The 16,692-nt window shown below is 58.0% G+C and carries 13 protein-coding genes and 1 pseudogene; 8 read left to right on the top strand and 6 right to left on the bottom strand.

Features of this window, described 5'->3' with window-relative positions; translation table 11 throughout:
- Window positions 1–58: 58 nt before the first annotated feature.
- Genes ACR0KC_RS10905 through ACR0KC_RS10890 form a run of 4 tightly spaced genes read right to left on the bottom strand, consistent with a single transcriptional unit; the run spans window position 59 to window position 3,550 of the window.
- Window positions 59–1,201 (bottom strand): saccharopine dehydrogenase C-terminal domain-containing protein, encoded by a 1,143-nt coding sequence (locus ACR0KC_RS10905; protein WP_170637086.1) that lies wholly within the window; start codon window positions 1,199–1,201, stop codon window positions 59–61.
- Between the two features lie 3 nt (window positions 1,202–1,204).
- The gene (locus tag ACR0KC_RS10900; RefSeq protein ID WP_170598443.1) at window positions 1,205–2,260 is read right to left on the bottom strand and encodes a saccharopine dehydrogenase; all 1,056 of its coding nucleotides are present in this window, start codon (window positions 2,258–2,260) and stop codon (window positions 1,205–1,207) included.
- Between the two features lie 14 nt (window positions 2,261–2,274).
- Window positions 2,275–2,889: a glutathione S-transferase family protein gene (locus ACR0KC_RS10895; RefSeq protein ID WP_480706426.1), complete on the bottom strand. Its 615-nt coding sequence runs from the start codon at window positions 2,887–2,889 to the stop codon at window positions 2,275–2,277.
- A gap of 10 nt (window positions 2,890–2,899) precedes the next feature.
- Window positions 2,900–3,550 carry a histidine phosphatase family protein gene (locus tag ACR0KC_RS10890; protein ID WP_170513888.1) on the bottom strand — a complete coding sequence of 217 codons (651 nt, stop codon included), beginning with the start codon at window positions 3,548–3,550 and terminating at the stop codon, window positions 2,900–2,902.
- Window positions 3,551–3,679: 129 nt separating this feature from the next.
- Here ACR0KC_RS10890 and ACR0KC_RS10885 point away from each other — a divergent pair, with 129 nt between their 5' ends.
- The 7 genes from ACR0KC_RS10885 to ACR0KC_RS10855 all read left to right on the top strand — a co-directional run bounded on the left by ACR0KC_RS10885 (window position 3,680) and on the right by ACR0KC_RS10855 (window position 13,289).
- Window positions 3,680–4,867 (top strand): Zn-dependent hydrolase, encoded by a 1,188-nt coding sequence (locus tag ACR0KC_RS10885; RefSeq protein WP_480771841.1) that lies wholly within the window; start codon window positions 3,680–3,682, stop codon window positions 4,865–4,867.
- 291 nt (window positions 4,868–5,158) lie between these two features.
- Window positions 5,159–6,256, top strand: a complete 1,098-nt coding sequence (gcvT, locus tag ACR0KC_RS10880) for a glycine cleavage system aminomethyltransferase GcvT (RefSeq protein ID WP_480439042.1) — start codon at window positions 5,159–5,161, stop codon at window positions 6,254–6,256.
- A 17-nt stretch (window positions 6,257–6,273) separates the two neighbouring features.
- Window positions 6,274–6,639: a glycine cleavage system protein GcvH gene (gene gcvH, locus ACR0KC_RS10875; RefSeq protein WP_170393732.1), complete on the top strand. Its 366-nt coding sequence runs from the start codon at window positions 6,274–6,276 to the stop codon at window positions 6,637–6,639.
- Window positions 6,640–6,750: 111 nt separating this feature from the next.
- The gene (gene gcvP / locus ACR0KC_RS10870) at window positions 6,751–9,606 is read left to right on the top strand and encodes an aminomethyl-transferring glycine dehydrogenase (protein WP_170596853.1); all 2,856 of its coding nucleotides are present in this window, start codon (window positions 6,751–6,753) and stop codon (window positions 9,604–9,606) included.
- Between the two features lie 96 nt (window positions 9,607–9,702).
- On the top strand, window positions 9,703–10,698 hold the full coding sequence (locus ACR0KC_RS10865; protein WP_480771840.1) for a helix-turn-helix domain-containing protein: 996 nt from the start codon (window positions 9,703–9,705) through the stop codon (window positions 10,696–10,698).
- A gap of 317 nt (window positions 10,699–11,015) precedes the next feature.
- The gene (locus ACR0KC_RS10860; RefSeq protein WP_170663629.1) at window positions 11,016–12,032 is read left to right on the top strand and encodes a GlxA family transcriptional regulator; all 1,017 of its coding nucleotides are present in this window, start codon (window positions 11,016–11,018) and stop codon (window positions 12,030–12,032) included.
- A 108-nt stretch (window positions 12,033–12,140) separates the two neighbouring features.
- Window positions 12,141–13,289 (top strand): amidohydrolase, encoded by a 1,149-nt coding sequence (locus ACR0KC_RS10855; protein ID WP_480771838.1) that lies wholly within the window; start codon window positions 12,141–12,143, stop codon window positions 13,287–13,289.
- Between the two features lie 89 nt (window positions 13,290–13,378).
- Here ACR0KC_RS10855 and ACR0KC_RS10850 read toward each other — a convergent pair whose 3' ends face one another.
- Both ACR0KC_RS10850 and ACR0KC_RS10845 read right to left on the bottom strand, forming a co-directional pair.
- Window positions 13,379–15,358, bottom strand: a complete 1,980-nt coding sequence (locus ACR0KC_RS10850; RefSeq protein WP_480706417.1) for a bifunctional 2',3'-cyclic-nucleotide 2'-phosphodiesterase/3'-nucleotidase — start codon at window positions 15,356–15,358, stop codon at window positions 13,379–13,381.
- Between the two features lie 240 nt (window positions 15,359–15,598).
- Window positions 15,599–15,988 (bottom strand): annotated as a pseudogene (locus ACR0KC_RS10845) (IS5/IS1182 family transposase); the annotation flags it as partial.
- Window positions 15,989–16,499: 511 nt separating this feature from the next.
- On the opposite strand from ACR0KC_RS10845, the gene ACR0KC_RS10840 reads away from it, so the two are divergent.
- A complete protein-coding gene (locus ACR0KC_RS10840; RefSeq protein ID WP_170732836.1) occupies window positions 16,500–16,664 on the top strand; it encodes a hypothetical protein in 165 nt (54 codons plus the stop codon).
- Window positions 16,665–16,692 lie beyond the last annotated feature (28 nt).

Here is a 16,692-nt window from a genome sequence, read left to right as displayed (position 1 = left end):
GGTTAAGCCGCATTAAGAACGCAGCCGCTCCGAAGGTACCGGAGCGGCTGTTTGTGATTTAGGCCGTGTGGTCCACGATCTGCAGGTGCTGTGCCAGCGTGTCGATCTCGCGCATCCAGTCCTGCACCAGCTTCGGGTCGCTGGGTGCAGCGTGAACTCCTGCGGGAATAGCGCGGTTCAGCACGGCCTCGACGGCCAATGAAACCGGGATCGAAACCAGCCGCGCCATCGCCGTCCCGCGCGCGTCGCCCCAGGCATCCATGACATAGGTTTTGTGCCAAACTTCAACGCCGTCCTTTTCCGCCTTCAGGCCCACACATAAAACCACGCGGTCAGGCTCGCCCTCGTCATAGGCGTTCTCGGCCCAGAACTGATCCGACATCTCTTTCAAGCGCGCATCGCCTTCGGGGCCGGACAGCGTTTCGATTTCGGTGAACACATCCGACCACGCGTCAGCCCAGCCGTTCAGGCGCAGGGTGCCACGGACAAATTCCTTGACCGGCCAGTGATCCTCGAACTGGTACTCGGCCTTGAAGGGGATCGAGTCGCGGTTCGGGTAGACTTCGAAGCTTTCCGGAGTGGGCAGCGGTGCGATGTAGCTGGTGATCGCGTCCCAAGGTCGGGCGACATCCAGCGGCGCGTAGTCCCGGATTGACTTGGAAGGAGAGCGCAGCGCTTTGAGCACACCCAGAGGTGACCAGCTGAATTTGTAGCGGAACGGGTTGGGATTCTTGGGAACGCCTCCGCAATAAGAGATAAAGCTCAGGTGGTTTTGGGGATCAAACGCGTCCGAGGCGCGGTAATCGGCAACCAGCGCATGCGCCATCAGATGGTCGATGCCCGGGTCCAACCCAACTTCGTTAACCAGCGCTACTCCGGCCTCGCGGGCCTTGCTGTCCAGCGCGCGCATCTCAGGTGCGATATATGAGGAAGAGACAAAGTTGGCTTCTTTCGAGATTGCCAATTCTGCCAAAGGTACATGCCAGTCACCAGGCAGCATCGATACGATGGCATCACCTTTTTCCAGCACCGCACCCAATGCGTCGATGTCGAAGGCGCGGATGTCGTCGGTGAGGTCACCGACCTCTGTCTTGGCCTTCTCAATGGTCCGGTTCCAGACAGTGACTTTGTGCCCGCCTTCAATAAGACGGCGCAGGCCGGGGATGGCCGACAGGCCGGTGCCGCACCAGTGAATCGTCATCGCTCAGATCCCTTCAATATGAGTTTTGTAAGTTGCTTCTGCCCGGCCCCAGACGCCGCTATCCAGATCGGTGAGGGTCAACAACGACGGAAGTAATTGCGCCGCGTAGTCCTCGGAACTTTCGACAGGCAGCATCGACGGCAGGTTGTCGATCGCCATAACATCCATCACCGGATCGGTGGCCACGCGCAAGGCGGGGGCATCCCATGTGGTCGCGCGGTCATAGACCGGCACTGGGTTGTAATCGCTATCCGGGTCGCAGGCCACATCGCCGATAGCTGTAAGGTTCCGCGAGGTGGTCAGCGCTGACCGTGGGACAAAGACCGGTGTGCCGGGACGAGCGAAGATACAGTTCAAGAACAGGTCGTGATCGAGGATTTCTGGGAATGGTCCGCCGCGGGCGGTTTCGGCCATGTCCCACTTGGTAACGCTGACGCCCATTGCCTCGCAGAGATCAGCCGCGCCTGTGCCAACACGGCCCAACGCACCGATGACGATGGCGCGGGGACGGTCGGCGCCGGTGGAGTCCAGCTCGGCCAGCAATTCGGCATTCAACGTGTCTTTGTTCTTATAAACACCAACCGGCGGGCATTCTTCATTTCGTTGCTGGGCCGCCCATGTCTTGAGCGTCACGGCAGCCCCCGCGTATCCAGCCCAATAGCCGAAAGCGGCAACCCGGCGGCCGTTTTCCTCGACCAGATACTCCAGATCATAAAGTGTGCCGCCGCCAGCCTTGAACCGCTGCAAAAGCGCGCGTCCTGAATGTTGCCCCTTATAGGCATGGCCGAACATGATATGGCGGTGGGGCAGGGGCGTGCCGTCCTCGGGCAGCTCCTTGAGGCCAAAGATGATCGCGTCCAGCGGGGCATTGGGCCAGGAATTCTCAGCCGCGATTTCACAGCCCGCGTCCTTGTAGCCATCAATTGCGATGGCGCGGACGGAACTTTCCTCGACCGTCACGCGGATGCCTGCCGCGATCAACGCGGCAGTGCCTTCGGGGGTCAGCCCGACCCGTTCCTCGTTCGGGCGCTGTTCTGCCCGGACCCAGAGATGTGTCATTCCAATTCCTTTTGTCAGAGCATACCGGCAGCGCGTACCGCCTGTACCGAGGGACGCGCCTCCATCGCTTCTCGGAAGGCGATGATCTTTGGAAAGGCCGAGACGTCAACACCGTCGCCCTCCAGCCAGCTGCAAACCACGTACAGGTACGCGTCGGCCAGCGAGAACGCCTCGCCCAAAACAAACGGCCCACGCAACCCGTTCGACGAGATATATGCGCAGGACTCAGTCATGTTTTGCGCGACTTTGTCCTTCATGTCTTTCCAGCTGGATTTCTTGTCTGCCCAACGGGGCCCGCGCATCTTGTGGGCATGGTTCACATGCATGGTCGAGGCGAGATAAAACATCACCTCTCGCATCCGCGCCGCCATAACCGGATCTGATGGCACCAATCCCGCCTCAGGCGCTTTAGCGGCAGTGTATTCCAGCAACGCTCCGGTTTCGGTCAGAATGACGCCATCCACAACCAGTGCCGGGACCCGACCTTTTGGATTGATCTGCTTATAGGCGGGTTTGGTTTGCTCACCTCCGGCAAAGTCCAGTTGGATGGCCTCATACTCAAGCCCGGCCTCTTCCAGCGCAATTGCCACGGCGACCGAGATTGTGCGGGGGGCATAATAAAGTTGCATTGTAGCCTCCTTACAGATGGGTCTGCGCGAACTGACGGTCTGGCGCTTCCAGATGGGGCACTGCGTTGAACAGAACCGGACTTAGCTGCGCGCCAATCGGGTGCAGACGATGCATCGACGTGTTCATGATGGCAAGCGCCACCCGCGCCATCGATGGGATGTCCAAGCCCATCGCCTGCCGCACCACCATCGAGATCAGCCCGCCCGAGGTCACGACAATTGCCGGACCGCCTTCGGTGCCTATCTCACGCAGAGCATCGCGAACGCGAGTCTCGAACTCTTCAAAGGATTCTGGCGTATCTTCGATCTCGCCCCGGGACCAGGCGGCAAAGGTGCGGGGCAAGTGCTCGACAAAGCCTTCGCGGTCGGTTGGTATTTCAACCCCGTGCTGCTGTTGGAATAACTGGGCAAGGGTGAAATACTCGATCTCATTCAGCCGCGCATCCCGAGTTGGCTGCGGCAGCCCCATGCTGGCCGCAGTTTCCACGTGCCGGTTGAGTGTGCCGCAATAAACCCGAGGGTAATGCAGGCGGGTATCGCGCAAATGCGCGCCCAGCCAACGGGCCTGTTGGTGACCGAGTTCGCTCAGCCGGTCATAGCTCAGCTCATCCCGTGCGGTTGTGTTGGCCTGCCCGTGGCGCACTAATGTGATATGTGACATGATGATCCCTCTTGCGTTGACGTCTTAGGGCAGGTTCGGGGCCGGGACCAGAGGGCTTTCACGCGGGCCCGAAAAAACTCCTATATCAGGCGAAGTTTACCGCTATGGTCACCCCGACAAGGAGGACCCATGGCTGTCGATCACACACGGTTTCTGACCGATCTGCACACGCTGCGTTCATTCGGGGCTTCGGGCGTCGGCAAGGGCGTCATCCGTCCCGCCTATTCCAAAGCTGATATCGCCGCGCGCCAGTGGCTCGCCGCGCGCATGGCCGAGGCTGGGCTGACCCCGCATGTCGACCCGGTTGGAAACATGTTCGGGTTGGCCGAAGGCCGATCATTGCTGATGGGCTCGCATTCCGACAGCCAGCCCGAGGGCGGTTGGCTGGACGGAGCCCTGGGCTTCATTGCGGCACTGGAAATCGCGCGTTCTAGTGATCGACCCATCTCGGTCGTCAGTTTTCAGGACGAAGAGGGGCGGTTCGGCGTCACCACCGGATCGGCGGTCTGGTCAGGTGGATTATCTTTGGAACAGGCGGACGTGCTGACTGATGGCTCAGGCGTCACCTTTGGCAGCGCGCGGGCTGAAATGGCAAAGAAGTCGCAAGGCTTTGTTGATCCTGCTCGGTTTAGCGGTTTCATCGAAATGCACATCGAACAGGGCCCGGCACTGGATGCAGCCGGTGAACAGATCGGCGTTGTCACCGATATCGTCGGCATCCGCGATATGGTCATCACCTTCCAAGGCCAGCAAAACCATGCTGGAACCACGCCAATGCACTTGCGACGTGACGCGTTTCAGGCCCTGTCGCTGTTCAACACGCGCCTCAATGACCGTTTCCGTAATGTGGTCACGCCGCAAACCGTCTGGACCATCGGGCGTGTTGATGTTCACCCCAATGCGTCCTCTATCGTGCCGGGACGGGTGCGGTTTTCGATGCAATGGCGCGACGGCGATCCTGAGCGTCTGGAGCGTATGGAAGACATCATTCGCGCGACCGCACAGCAGATTGCCGAAGAGCAGGGCGTAACACTAACCTACGGCCCGATGCTGGGGTTAGAGCCCGTCAGCATGGACCCGGTTTTGCGCGGTGCGCTGGAAAGCGGCGCGCAGGCCATTGCGCCTGGGCGTTGGCGCAATATGCCATCCGGAGCGCTCCACGATGCCACCAATGTCTCGCGCCTGATGCCGGTTGCGATGCTCTTTGTCCCGTCGATTGACGGAATCAGCCACGATTTTGCCGAAGACACAGCCGAAGAGGATTTGGTTGCGGGTCTCAGGGTGCTTGATCGCGCAGTTCATTCCCTTGAGGAATGAAGGTAAGTTGAAGACCATTTCATGATTTTCCACGCGAAACCAAGTTACTATCGGGGATGTCCACCAGCTATGGGCGGGTGCTCGGCACAGTTTTACTGACTCCGAACAAGGAGTGTTGCCTAACGGAAAAAAGTTTCCTATAGGAACATTATTGATGCATGCACCCGTATACTGTTCTGCCGTGATCGAGGCGATCCGCTGAAATCCTGGGCTGAATCGTTGCAATCTGTGCAGCTTGGGTCAGACTGACAGGAACGTTTCTTGGTAACTGATACAGAGCAGGTGGCCACCATGACTTCATCCTTAAAACGCACGCCTCTTCACGCTTTGCATGTTGAGTTGGGGGGTAAGTTGGTTGATTTTGCGGGATGGGAGATGCCTGTTCAGTATCCTTTGGGGATTATGGGGGAGCATAAGCAGTGTCGTGAGAAGGCGGCGGTGTTTGATGTGTCTCATATGGGTCAGGTGATTTTGCGGGGCGAGAATGTGGGTGAGAAGCTGGAAGCGCTTTGCCCGCAGGCCTATGCGACGCTGAAGGAAGGCAAGGCGCGGTACGGGTTCTTTACGAACGCAGAAGGCGGGATCATGGATGACCTGATCGTGTCGAATGCGGGCGATCATTACTTTGTGGTGGTGAACGCGGCGCTGCGGCATCAGGACATTCCGCATATGCGTGAGCACCTTGAAGGCGTTGAAGTGATCGAGATTTTCGACCGCGCGCTGGTGGCGGTTCAGGGCCCTGCGGCGGAAAACGTTGTGGGCGAACTGTGCCCCGCCGCGCGTGATCTAAAGTTCATGGAAACCACGGTTGCCGATATCAACGGTGTTGAGTGCCGTATCTCGCGGCTGGGCTATACCGGCGAGGATGGCTACGAGATCTCGATCCCCGAGGACAAGGCGATCGAGATCACCAAAGCCTTTCTGGCGCATGAGGATTGCGAGCCGGCCGGTCTGGGCGCGCGCGACAGCCTGCGGCTTGAGGCAGGTCTGTGCCTTTATGGCAATGACATCGACCAGAGCACCTCGCCGGTCGAGGCCTCGCTGGGCTGGGCGATGCAAAAGCGCCGCAAGGAAGAGGGCGGTTTCCCGGGCGCGGCCCGCGTGCAAAAGGAACTGGCCGAAGGTCCCGCGCGCAAGCTGGTGGGCATCAAGCCCGAAGGCCGTGCGCCTGCGCGTCAGGGTGTGGAAGTGCGGTGCCTTGAGGGCAACAGCATCGGTCAGATCACCTCGGGCGTGTTTGGCCCCACGGTGGGTGGACCGGTGGCGATGGGCTATGTGAGCAAAGGCCATGGCGAGCCGGGCGAGAAGGTGAACCTGATCATCCGGGGCAAGCCGCAACCGGCTGAGATCGTGGCGCTGCCCTTCGTCAAACAGAATTACAAGCGTTGAAGTCAGGAGAGAGAGACATGGCAACCTATTATTCCGAAGAGCATGAATGGCTGAGCGTTGACGGCGACACCGCCACGCTGGGCATCACCAAACACGCCGCCGAGCAGTTGGGTGACGTGGTGTTCGTGGAACAGCAGGAAGCAGGCGACGAGTTCGAAAAAGGCGGCGAGATCGGCGTGATTGAATCCGTCAAGGCGGCGTCCGAGCTTTACGCACCGGTCGACGGCGAGATCACCGAGGTGAACGAGGCGCTGGCCGACAATCCCGGCGCGCTGAACGAAGACCCCGAAGGCGAGGCCTGGATCTACAAGATCAAGATCGCGGACGCCTCGCAGCTCGAAGACCTGATGGACGAGGCCGGCTACAAGGCCTTCATCGGTTAACTCAGGCGGCGGGTCCGTGCGCGGCCCCGCCCCTTCATCTGTTTCCAAATACTTCCGCCGGAGGCTCCTGCCGTCTCCGCCGGGCCTGACCTATCCTTGAGGAGCGCACACATGGCCTTCAAACTGACCGATTACGAAGCCTATGACTTCGCCAACCGCCGCCATATCGGGCCCAGCCCGACCGAGATGCGCGACATGCTCAAGGTGATCGGCTTCAAGACGCTAGACGAGCTGATCGACGCCACCGTCCCGCCCGCGATCCGGCAGAAAGAGCCGCTGGACTGGGGTCCGGCGATGACCGAGCGCGATGCGCTCTTTCACATGAAAGAGGTGGCGAGCAAGAACAAGGTTCTGACCTCGCTGATCGGTCAGGGCTATTATGGCACCACCACGCCGGCGCCGATCCTGCGCAACATTCTGGAGAACCCGGCCTGGTACACGGCCTACACGCCTTATCAGCCCGAGATCAGCCAGGGCCGACTTGAGGCGCTGTTGAACTTCCAGACCATGGTCAGCGACCTGACCGGGCTGGACGTGGCCAACGCGTCCTTGCTGGACGAAGCGACTGCTGCGGCGGAAGCCATGGCGATGGCCAAGCGCGGCGGCCGGTCCAAGGCCAACAATGCAGCCTTCTTTGTCGACAAGAACTGCCACCCGCAGACCATCGCGGTGATTAAAACGCGCGCCGAGCCTCTGGGCATCGAGGTGCAGGTGGCTGATCCGGACACGCTGGATGCGGGCGCGGTCTTTGGCGCCATCTTCCAGTACCCCGGCACCCATGGCCATGTGCGCGACTTCACCGCCGAGATTGCGGCCCTGCATGAACACAAGGCGATTGCCATCGTCGCCGCCGATATCCTGTCGCTGGCGCTGCTGAAGTCGCCCGGTGAGATGGGCGCGGATATCGCCATCGGCTCGACCCAGCGCTTTGGTGTGCCGATGGGCTATGGTGGCCCGCACGCCGCGTATATGGCGACCACCGACAAGCTGAAGCGCTCGATGCCGGGCCGGATCATCGGTGTCAGCATCGACAGCCGGGGCAACAAGGCTTACCGCCTGGCGCTGCAGACCCGCGAACAGCACATCCGGCGTGAGAAAGCCAACTCGAATGTCTGCACCGCGCAGGCGCTGCTGGCGGTGATTGCCTCGATGTATGCCGTGTATCACGGCCCCGACGGCATCAAGGCCATCGCGCAATCGGTGCACCGCAAGACCTCGCGTTTGGCCGCCGGTCTGGAAGAGGCAGGCTTTGCTGTGGAGCCGGAAGTGTTCTTCGACACGATCACGGTTGAGGTTGGCCATCTGCAGAAAACGGTCATGGAGGCCGCTGTGGCCCGGGGCGTCAACCTGCGTAAGGTCGGCGACACGAAAGTGGGCATCAGCCTGGACGAACAGACCCGGCCCGAGACCATCGAGGCGGTCTGGGGGGCCTTCGGCATCGACCGCAAGGATGACAGCTCGAACGTGGCCTATCGCCTGCCGGATTACGCGCTGCGCGAAAGCGAGTACCTGACCCACCCGATCTTCCACAAGAACCGGGCCGAGGCCGAGATCACGCGCTACATGCGCCGTCTGGCCGACCGCGACCTGGCGCTGGACCGGGCGATGATCCCGCTGGGCTCGTGCACCATGAAGCTGAACGCCACGATCGAGATGATCCCGGTCACCTGGCCCGAGTTCGGCAACCTGCACCCGTTCTGCCCCGAAGATCAGGCGCAGGGCTATCACGAGATGATCGATGATCTGAACGACAAGCTGTGCCAGATCACCGGCTATGACGCGATCAGCCAGCAGCCCAACTCGGGGGCGCAGGGCGAATATGCGGGCCTGCTGACCATCCGTAACTACCACTTCGCCCGCGGCGAAGGGCAGCGGAACGTCTGCCTGATCCCGACCTCGGCGCATGGCACCAACCCGGCCTCGGCCCAGATGGTGGGCTGGCAGGTTGTGCCTGTGCAGGCGGATGAGAATGGCAACATTGATCTGAATGACTTCCGCGCCAAGGCCGAAAAGCACTCCGATCATCTGGCCGCCTGCATGATCACCTACCCCTCGACCCATGGCGTGTTCGAGACCACCGTGCAGGAGGTCTGCCAGATCACCCATGATCACGGCGGTCAGGTTTATATCGACGGCGCCAACATGAACGCCATGGTCGGCCTGTCGCGTCCCGGAGACATCGGCGGTGACGTCAGCCACCTGAACCTGCACAAGACCTTCTGCATCCCCCATGGCGGCGGCGGCCCCGGCATGGGTCCGATCGGCGTCAAGGCGCATCTGACCGAGCATCTGCCCGGCCACCCGGAATACGGCACTGCCGTGGGTCCGGTCTCGGCGGCGCCCTTTGGGTCTCCGTCCATCCTGCCGGTTAGCTGGGCCTATGTGCTGCTTATGGGCGGCGCGGGTCTGACGCAGGCGACCAAGGTGGCGATCCTGAACGCCAACTACATCGCGGCGCGGCTCAAGGATGCCTACCCGATCCTCTACACCTCGGAAACGGGTCGCGTGGCGCATGAATGCATCCTCGACACCCGCCCGCTGGACGAGGCGGCCCATGTCAGCGTCGATGACATTGCCAAACGTCTGGTGGACAGCGGCTTCCACGCGCCCACCATGTCCTGGCCGGTGGCCGGCACCCTGATGGTCGAGCCCACGGAATCGGAACCCATGGATGAGCTGGACCGCTTCTGCGACGCCATGCTGTCCATCCGCTCCGAGGCACAGGACATCATCGACGGCAAGATCGACGCGGAAAACAACCCGCTGAAAAACGCTCCCCACACGGTGCGCGATCTGGTCGGCGACTGGGACCGTCCCTACACCCGTGAACAGGCCTGCTTCCCCCCAGGCTCCATGGGCGTCGACAAATACTGGTCCCCCGTCAACCGCGTCGACAACGCATACGGCGACAGAAACCTCATCTGCACATGCCCGCCAATGACCGAATACATGGACGCAGCTGAATAAACCTCAATCAATAAACCCCCGCCAACTGGCGGGGGTTTCAATCCGAATTCGGGAACGACTGTTCGCGGCCGAAGCGCTAAAGAAGGTGGAGGAGAAATGAAGCATTATGTCCCTGTAAATGACCATGCGCATTTGACCGAAACCACGTTGGCAAGACCCAAACGAGATCATCATATCGAGATCATTCTTTGCGAGGCCGAAGCGGAAGCATCGGCAGATATGCTGGTTGATTTCTATCGTGCCCTAAATGAACTGAACGAAGGCCATACATACATTACAAATATCCGCACCATTGCCGACGGCGCGGCGGGCGGACCCTTGCACTGGGCCGGGCGAACCGCGATTTTCTGGGGGGATATCTACAAAAGCTGGCCTCTGACACCGTCGGACAAAACCTGGATCGCCCAAGTATTGAACCTGTCCTCCCGATCAATTCTCGTTGGCGGTGCAGTGTTTCTTCTCGCCCAGACCGCTCGCGCAACCAAGCGAATTGCATCGGTTCACCCCAACTTTTCTGCCGCAGCGCAAGAGGTTGGACTGATCGACGTCGGTTCGGGTACATACTGGTCCTCAGATAGCCGCACCCATAGCGCATCAACCAGATTGGGCACGTTGCGTTTGTTGTCCGATTTTGTTGCCTTTGATCACGGCGAGCATCTTGCCGAGTCAGTACGCAGCTATATCGGGTTGGCCGACAGGCAAACTACATGCGCAAGCCAACTGGCAGCTCGATTGATCAGACGTTCAAAAGCCGACCCAATGGTGCGACAGGTTGTTGAAAAGATGCAGAACAGTCTGGAGGATCCGCTTAGGATACCGGAACTTGCGATGGCGCTTGGTACATCAACGCGCCAGTTACAGCGGCGGTTTCTGGACAGAACGGGTGTAAAACTGCTGACAACGTATCGGGAACTTCGCCTAGAACGGGCCTATGGCCTGCTTCAATTTACCGAGATGACCTATCTTGAAGTGGCGACTGCTACGGGCTTTTCTTCCACAAGTGCATTGGTGCGTGCGTTCCGGGATCACTATGATGCATCGCCCGAAAGTGTACGAAATCGGCGATTTGCAGGCAAAACTCAGGCTGTTTAGCTTGATCGTGTGAATCGACAGCGCAGTCGAATGCGGTTGATACCACACTGGGCCTGACCTTTTGGCATTCACCATTCATGAGGTTGACGACAGATACGATTGTTAGTCCAGTTAACAATGCTTTGCCACCGGCCCAAATATTGGCCCGGCTAAATCCTCAGTTGCCGTCTTTAAGACAAGTTCGCAGCTACGCGCTGGCTAATTGTTGTCGTAGGACCTCTCGCTTGTGATCTGCGAAGTTGATACGCTGGTGTTTCGATCGATGCGATTTTGTACGGGTCGGTTTACCATCCAGGTCCGCACTAGGAAAAGAGAGCATGAAACCTAGGAATTTCGTTCCGAAAGGGGCCGCGACGTTCGACATCGATTATGACGGACCATCCAACGAGATCTATTTTCTGTTACTGCCGAAACTCACCATGCTTGCCTTTAGCGCAGCGGTTGAACCGCTGAGGATCGCCAATCAGGTCACCAACAAAGAGCTCTACAAGTGGTTTCTGATCTCCGAGGATGGGAACCCTGTTCGATGCTCCAATGGAGTCGAAATAGCAGCTGACTTGGCTCTGCATAATTTACCGCGATCATCCAGATTGTTTGTGTGTTCAGGGATCGAACCATCGGAAAGCATTAATTCAACGATCCTTTCGTGGATCAGCCGTCAGAAAGCGTTTGGCTGCAAGCTTGGTGGAATTTGTACCGGCGCATTTACGCTGGCCAAGGCAGGTATGCTGACCGGCAAGAGGTTCACACTGCATTGGGAAAACCAACCCGCCTTTGTTGAACACTTCGAACACCTGACACCATCGGCTAACCTGTATGAGATTGACAATGATCTGATGACATGCGGTGGAGGTAACGCGGCAACCGATATGGTACTGGACATGATTGAAACCGACTTCGGAAAGGATCTGGCCATCATCGTCTCGGACATGTGCATCCACTCACGATCCAACAATCAAAAAACGCTCCAGAAATCCGCGTTTTCTGTCGCGTTGGGCAGTCGGAACCAATACCTGATCAACGCCATCCAGATCATGCATGAGAATCTGGAAGAGCCTCTGGATATCTCTGAGATTGCCAAGATCGTTCAGATTTCTCGCCGACAGTTGGAGCGGCTGTTTCAAAAGTATGTCGAGGTTTCCCCGGTACAATTCTATATCGAATTGCGTGTGGCGCGCGCCTACGCGTTGCTAAGCGAAACAGAAATGACCGTTGCTGAAATTGCGGCCGCCACGGGTTTTGGCAGCGCGACCCAACTGACAGTTCGGTTCAAGAAACGATACGGCGCAGCGCCGACCTCATTCAGGCGAGGCTGGTCGGGACAGAACGATTGAGAGATGCCGTGCCGGTGGACCCGGCTGCGATCGTACTCTACCAATCAGGGCTAGAGTCCGAGTTCGCCCCGCTCGGATAGCACCTGTAATCTGGGAACATTAACCGCCATGGAATTGAACCAACCCGAACTGCGCCAACTTAGGCGGTCATTCCACAGACACCCCGAATTGGGCTTCAATGAAACGAAAACCAAAGCCAAAGTTGCGGCGCTGCTGCGTCAATACGGGCTTGAAGTTCATGAAGGCGTGGGCGTGGTGGGTATCCTAAGGGCCGGTCAAGGCAACCGCGCGATCGGATTACGCGCAGATATGGACGCGCTACCCATTCAGGAAGCCAGCGATCATGATTACGTGTCACAAAATCCCGGCATTATGCACGCCTGTGGCCATGATGGTCACATGACGATGCTGTTGGGCGCAGCAAAGACTTTGTCCTCGGATCCCGGTTTCAGCGGCACGGTGGTGTTCCTGTTTCAACCGAATGAAGAGCTTGGACTGGGGGCTAATGCAATGCTGGACGAGAATGTCTTGACGCGATTTCCAATCGAAGAAGTCTACGCCATACATAACCTGCCTGGGGCACCCGCCGGGCAGATGTCGACCCGAACCGGTTTAATATGCACATCAGAAAGCCTTTTCGAAATTACGATCAATGGACAAGGCGGCCATGCGTCCATGCCGCAGTCTGGACGTGATGCGCTAACCGTTGGGTCAGAAATCGTTCTGGCGCTTCAGACAATTGTCGCACGCAAGCTGGCCCCGGGCGCCGGGGCGGTTGTGTCAGTGACCGAATTTCTGACCGACGGGCAGCGCAACGTTCTGCCAGGAACGGCAACGCTAAAGGGTGATGCGCGGGCTCGCAGCCCTGAAGATCGAAACAAGATCGAAGAACACATGCGCAAGATTGCGCATGGCATCGCATCCGCCCATGGCGTTGAAGTCCAAGTGGATTTCAAAACCGAATTCATCGAAACAGTCAACGCACCGATCCCGACCGAGGCTGCCATCCGCGTCGCGCAGCTATCCGGGCTGGACACACTTCCCAATCGTCAACCGATGAGCTTTTCAGAGGATTTCGCGCATTTTTGCAAAGCCGTACCCGGCTGCTTTATCCTACTGGGCAACGGTGAATCCGGCCCCAACGGTCAACCGCTGCATTCGAACGACTACGATTTCAACGATGCGTTACTGCCGATCGGCGCGGAATTCTGGGCAAATCTCGTGCGCGACAGGCTTCCGGTGCAAGACGAAGACTGAACGAGGCCCAGCAACATAGCACCTTCGAACGGCCGTCAGATGAATGATCTAAGACGGCCGCTCACACTATAATTTGGACCTTACCCTTGCTAGAGCCTGATGCGGAATGCCGCAAACCCATCAGCGCCTTCACCGGCATCCTCGATGGTGACGCCTTTGACTTCGCCCATGTAGTCGCGCGCCTTTGGACCAGTTTCAAACAACACGGTAGTGTCAGAAAGCGGCGCGAACGACCAGTTTGCATCGGCCTTGGGATCGATTGTTCCTTGCTCGACGATATACCGCACGATCACGTCGCGGTTGGTGTCAGGGGCTTCGAACACGACGGTATCACCCATTGCGCCCGGGAAAGAGCCGCCGCCCGAAGCACGATAGTTGTTGGTGGCAATGATGAACTCCATGTCATCCGTGACCGCCTCACCGTTGAAGGCCAAATCTACGATACGGGCTGCATCCGGGTTGATCTCTTCCCCCTTGGGTCCAAAGCGCGACGGTTGCGATAAGTCGATCTGGTAGGTCACACCGTCCATCACGTCGAAATTGTAAGACGGGAAGTCCGGGTTTAGCAAAATCGCATCCTCTGATCCCGCCTCGATCTGGTTGAACATACCCGCCGAGCGTTCCAACCAACCCCGAACCTGTGCACCGTTCACCCGCACCGCGCGCACGGTATTGGGATACAGGTAAAGATCAGCCACGTTTTTGATCGCAACATCGCCCACCGGAACATCTGTGTAATAGTCCGGGCCGCCGCGACCCCCTGCCTTGAACGGCGCTGCAGCCGATAGAATGGGCAGACCTTCATGTTCGGTGCCCTTCATCATCTCTTCGACGTACCATTTCTGCGCAATCGAGACGATTTGCACCGATGGATCATCCGCAACCAACGCGAAGTAGCTGTGCAGCGGGGCCGAAGTCTTGCCGACCGCGCGGCGTACATAGGCCAGTGTTTCGTCATGATCTTTCGCCACCGAGTCCAGCACCTTCTGATCGTCGCCAACAAGTGCCGTGATCGAACGATCTTCGTTGCGCTTTGAAATCGGGCGCGCCTCAGACGTTGTCGTCACAACCCGCCATTCGTTCCCGTCGCGCTCAAGCAGCAGGTCCAGCAGGCCAAGATGTGACCCCCAAAAGCCGCCCATGACCGCCGGTTTGCCCATCAAGGTCCCCTTGTCGACATCAATTCCAGGGCGATCCGCAAAGGTAGCGGACGGGAATACCAGGTGATTGTGCCCGGTCACCAGCGCGTCGATGCCATCGACCCCTGCCAAAACGACCGACGCATTTTCCATTCCATCAGCGTGATCCGCATCCCCAATGCCGGAATGCGACAGGGCGATGACCAGGTCGCAACCCTGCTCTTGCATCTCGGGGACGTAAGCCTGCGCAGTTTCGACAATGTCACGCGCCTGCACGTTGCCTTCCAGATGCTTGCGATCCCAGTTCATGATCTGAGGTGGCGTGAAACCGATGACACCAATCTTGATCGGATGCTTGCTGCCATCCCCCATTTCAATCTCACGCTCAAGGATGGCATAGGGCTTCACCAGAGTCGTATCATCGCGGGGGGACGCCCCAGTCTCTTTTGCGACATTGGCCAGAACCACGGGGAATTCTGCACCAGCAAGCGCTTTTTCAAGGAAATCTAGGCCATAGTTGAACTCGTGATTGCCCAAAGTGGCAGCGTCATAACCAACAGTATTGAAGGCAGTGATGATCGGATGGCTATCGCCTTCTTTCATGCCACGCTCATAGGCGATGTAATCGCCCATCGGATTGCCTTGCAGAAAATCTCCATTATCGACGAGCAGCGAATTTGTCGCCTCGGAACGGATCTCATTAATGATCGAAGCGGTCCGCGACAGCCCGACAGTATCGCGCGGTTTGTCCGCATAGTAATCGTATGGGAACACGTGAACATGGATGTCGGTGGTTTCCATGATCCTCAGATGCGCCTGATTGTTGGCCGCCGCCGCCGAAAAGGGATGCAAGGTGATGGCAGCTGCGCTGGCGGTCGTAGTGGCAAGAAACTGACGGCGCGAAATCAAACTACGATTGGAATAGGACATAAGGCACCTCTCAGGTTTGTGGATCGACGCGTGTTCTGGATGCTTTTCACAACAAGGGTATGACAGTGAAGATCTTTGCAACAAACATGTCGAACTTGGGGGTAGGATCCTAAAAGCCTATTGTATTGAGTTGCACAGTCCAAGCCACTTTACGCACCAAAGGCGATTGCAGCGAACTGCCCCCATCGTCAGGCCTTCCAACCGATGGATGGCGGTTTCCGCGAGAGCGCTAGCTGAGAGTCAGACCCCCGAACAGCGGTCAAAGAGCGTCGCAACGCGCATAAGACCCTTGAGCCTGCCGGACATGATCTCGACGCGGTTTTGCCGTCTGTACCGACGCTTGTCATATTTGACCGGGGTCTTGCTTTGCGTTCAGCCTGCATTGCAGGCACGTATCCCCTTGTCTTGCAATGCTTCCCGGAACCGGTCGGCATCGTGGCCGCGTTCCCTGGGCAATCATTCGACATTTAGAAAGTCGCCAAGCATCGCGCATGCGCCAATGCCGACGCTGACCTGTCCGGCGGTGACAATCAGGTTAAGCGAACGCCTCTGGCTATCGCAGATGGCGTGTGACTTGGTGTTCGTGCCGCGCTTGGTTCGACCAATCAGACGCCCCCCTGCGCCGTTTTTCAAGAATTAACAAACACTTGCAACTTGCTTACATCAATTTTCTTTCAGAACATTCCCGTGTCCGGCCCGCCCAAAGTAAACATATTCAGAGCTGTATTCATCGCCGTCAGTTCGATTCTGGTGCTCGTTATCGTTGCCGCGTCAGTAGTCATATGACCCTCATTGCTGGTCTGGCGGCTCATCATCTTCACCAATATTTGTTTGTTCCGCACGGGTGGTCAAAACCGAATTGGGCACCACTTATCCGGATGAAGGCGAGCTGATCGACTAGGTGCAGCGGGCATTCGGCGATGGGATAAGCGCGCGGTACTCTTGGCTTTATCGAACCACTCGTGCGCTTCAGGTTTCAGCGGTTTTCTATCTGTTTGGCCTCGTTATGGTGCGAATTCAGGGTTTCAAGCTCTGCCCTGGAGGCGTTACGATCATTGCCATCGTGTTGGGTTGGTTCATGATACTGATCACTATGCAGATTATCTAAAAGATACTTTGGATTCTAAATGTTGGCTGGGTGATGAAATCCGCCATAATGATCCTGCTGCTGGTCTGCGGTAACCTTGGGAGCCTTCAATGTGGCTTCGCCAATGAAATCATCCTACCGACCATCATTCCTTCGTTTGTAGCCGGGATGGTCTATCTTACGGTCATCATCTTCACCTACATGGGGTTCGAAATTTGACCCGATTATATTTGAGATCTGATTCAAA

The sequence above is a fragment of the Ruegeria sp. CF3 genome, assembly GCF_056537365.1.
This window is presented reverse-complemented; position numbering and strand designations above follow the sequence as displayed.

What these genes read in the sequence shown, in the direction of transcription:
- ACR0KC_RS10905 (WP_170637086.1), bottom strand. Translation starts at nt 1,201, where the DNA reads ATGACGATTCACTGGTGCGGCACCGGCCTGTCGGCCATCCCCGGCCTG.
- ACR0KC_RS10900 (WP_170598443.1), bottom strand. Translation starts at nt 2,260, where the DNA reads ATGACACATCTCTGGGTCCGGGCAGAACAGCGCCCGAACGAGGAACGG.
- ACR0KC_RS10895 (WP_480706426.1), bottom strand. Translation starts at nt 2,889, where the DNA reads ATGCAACTTTATTATGCCCCCCGCACAATCTCGGTCGCCGTGGCAATT.
- ACR0KC_RS10890 (WP_170513888.1), bottom strand. Translation starts at nt 3,550, where the DNA reads ATGTCACATATCACATTAGTGCGCCACGGGCAGGCCAACACAACCGCA.
- ACR0KC_RS10885 (WP_480771841.1), top strand. Translation starts at nt 3,680, where the DNA reads ATGGCTGTCGATCACACACGGTTTCTGACCGATCTGCACACGCTGCGT.
- gcvT (WP_480439042.1), top strand. Translation starts at nt 5,159, where the DNA reads ATGACTTCATCCTTAAAACGCACGCCTCTTCACGCTTTGCATGTTGAG.
- gcvH (WP_170393732.1), top strand. Translation starts at nt 6,274, where the DNA reads ATGGCAACCTATTATTCCGAAGAGCATGAATGGCTGAGCGTTGACGGC.
- gcvP (WP_170596853.1), top strand. Translation starts at nt 6,751, where the DNA reads ATGGCCTTCAAACTGACCGATTACGAAGCCTATGACTTCGCCAACCGC.
- ACR0KC_RS10865 (WP_480771840.1), top strand. Translation starts at nt 9,703, where the DNA reads ATGAAGCATTATGTCCCTGTAAATGACCATGCGCATTTGACCGAAACC.
- ACR0KC_RS10860 (WP_170663629.1), top strand. Translation starts at nt 11,016, where the DNA reads ATGAAACCTAGGAATTTCGTTCCGAAAGGGGCCGCGACGTTCGACATC.
- ACR0KC_RS10855 (WP_480771838.1), top strand. Translation starts at nt 12,141, where the DNA reads ATGGAATTGAACCAACCCGAACTGCGCCAACTTAGGCGGTCATTCCAC.
- ACR0KC_RS10850 (WP_480706417.1), bottom strand. Translation starts at nt 15,358, where the DNA reads ATGTCCTATTCCAATCGTAGTTTGATTTCGCGCCGTCAGTTTCTTGCC.
- ACR0KC_RS10840 (WP_170732836.1), top strand. Translation starts at nt 16,500, where the DNA reads ATGAAATCCGCCATAATGATCCTGCTGCTGGTCTGCGGTAACCTTGGG.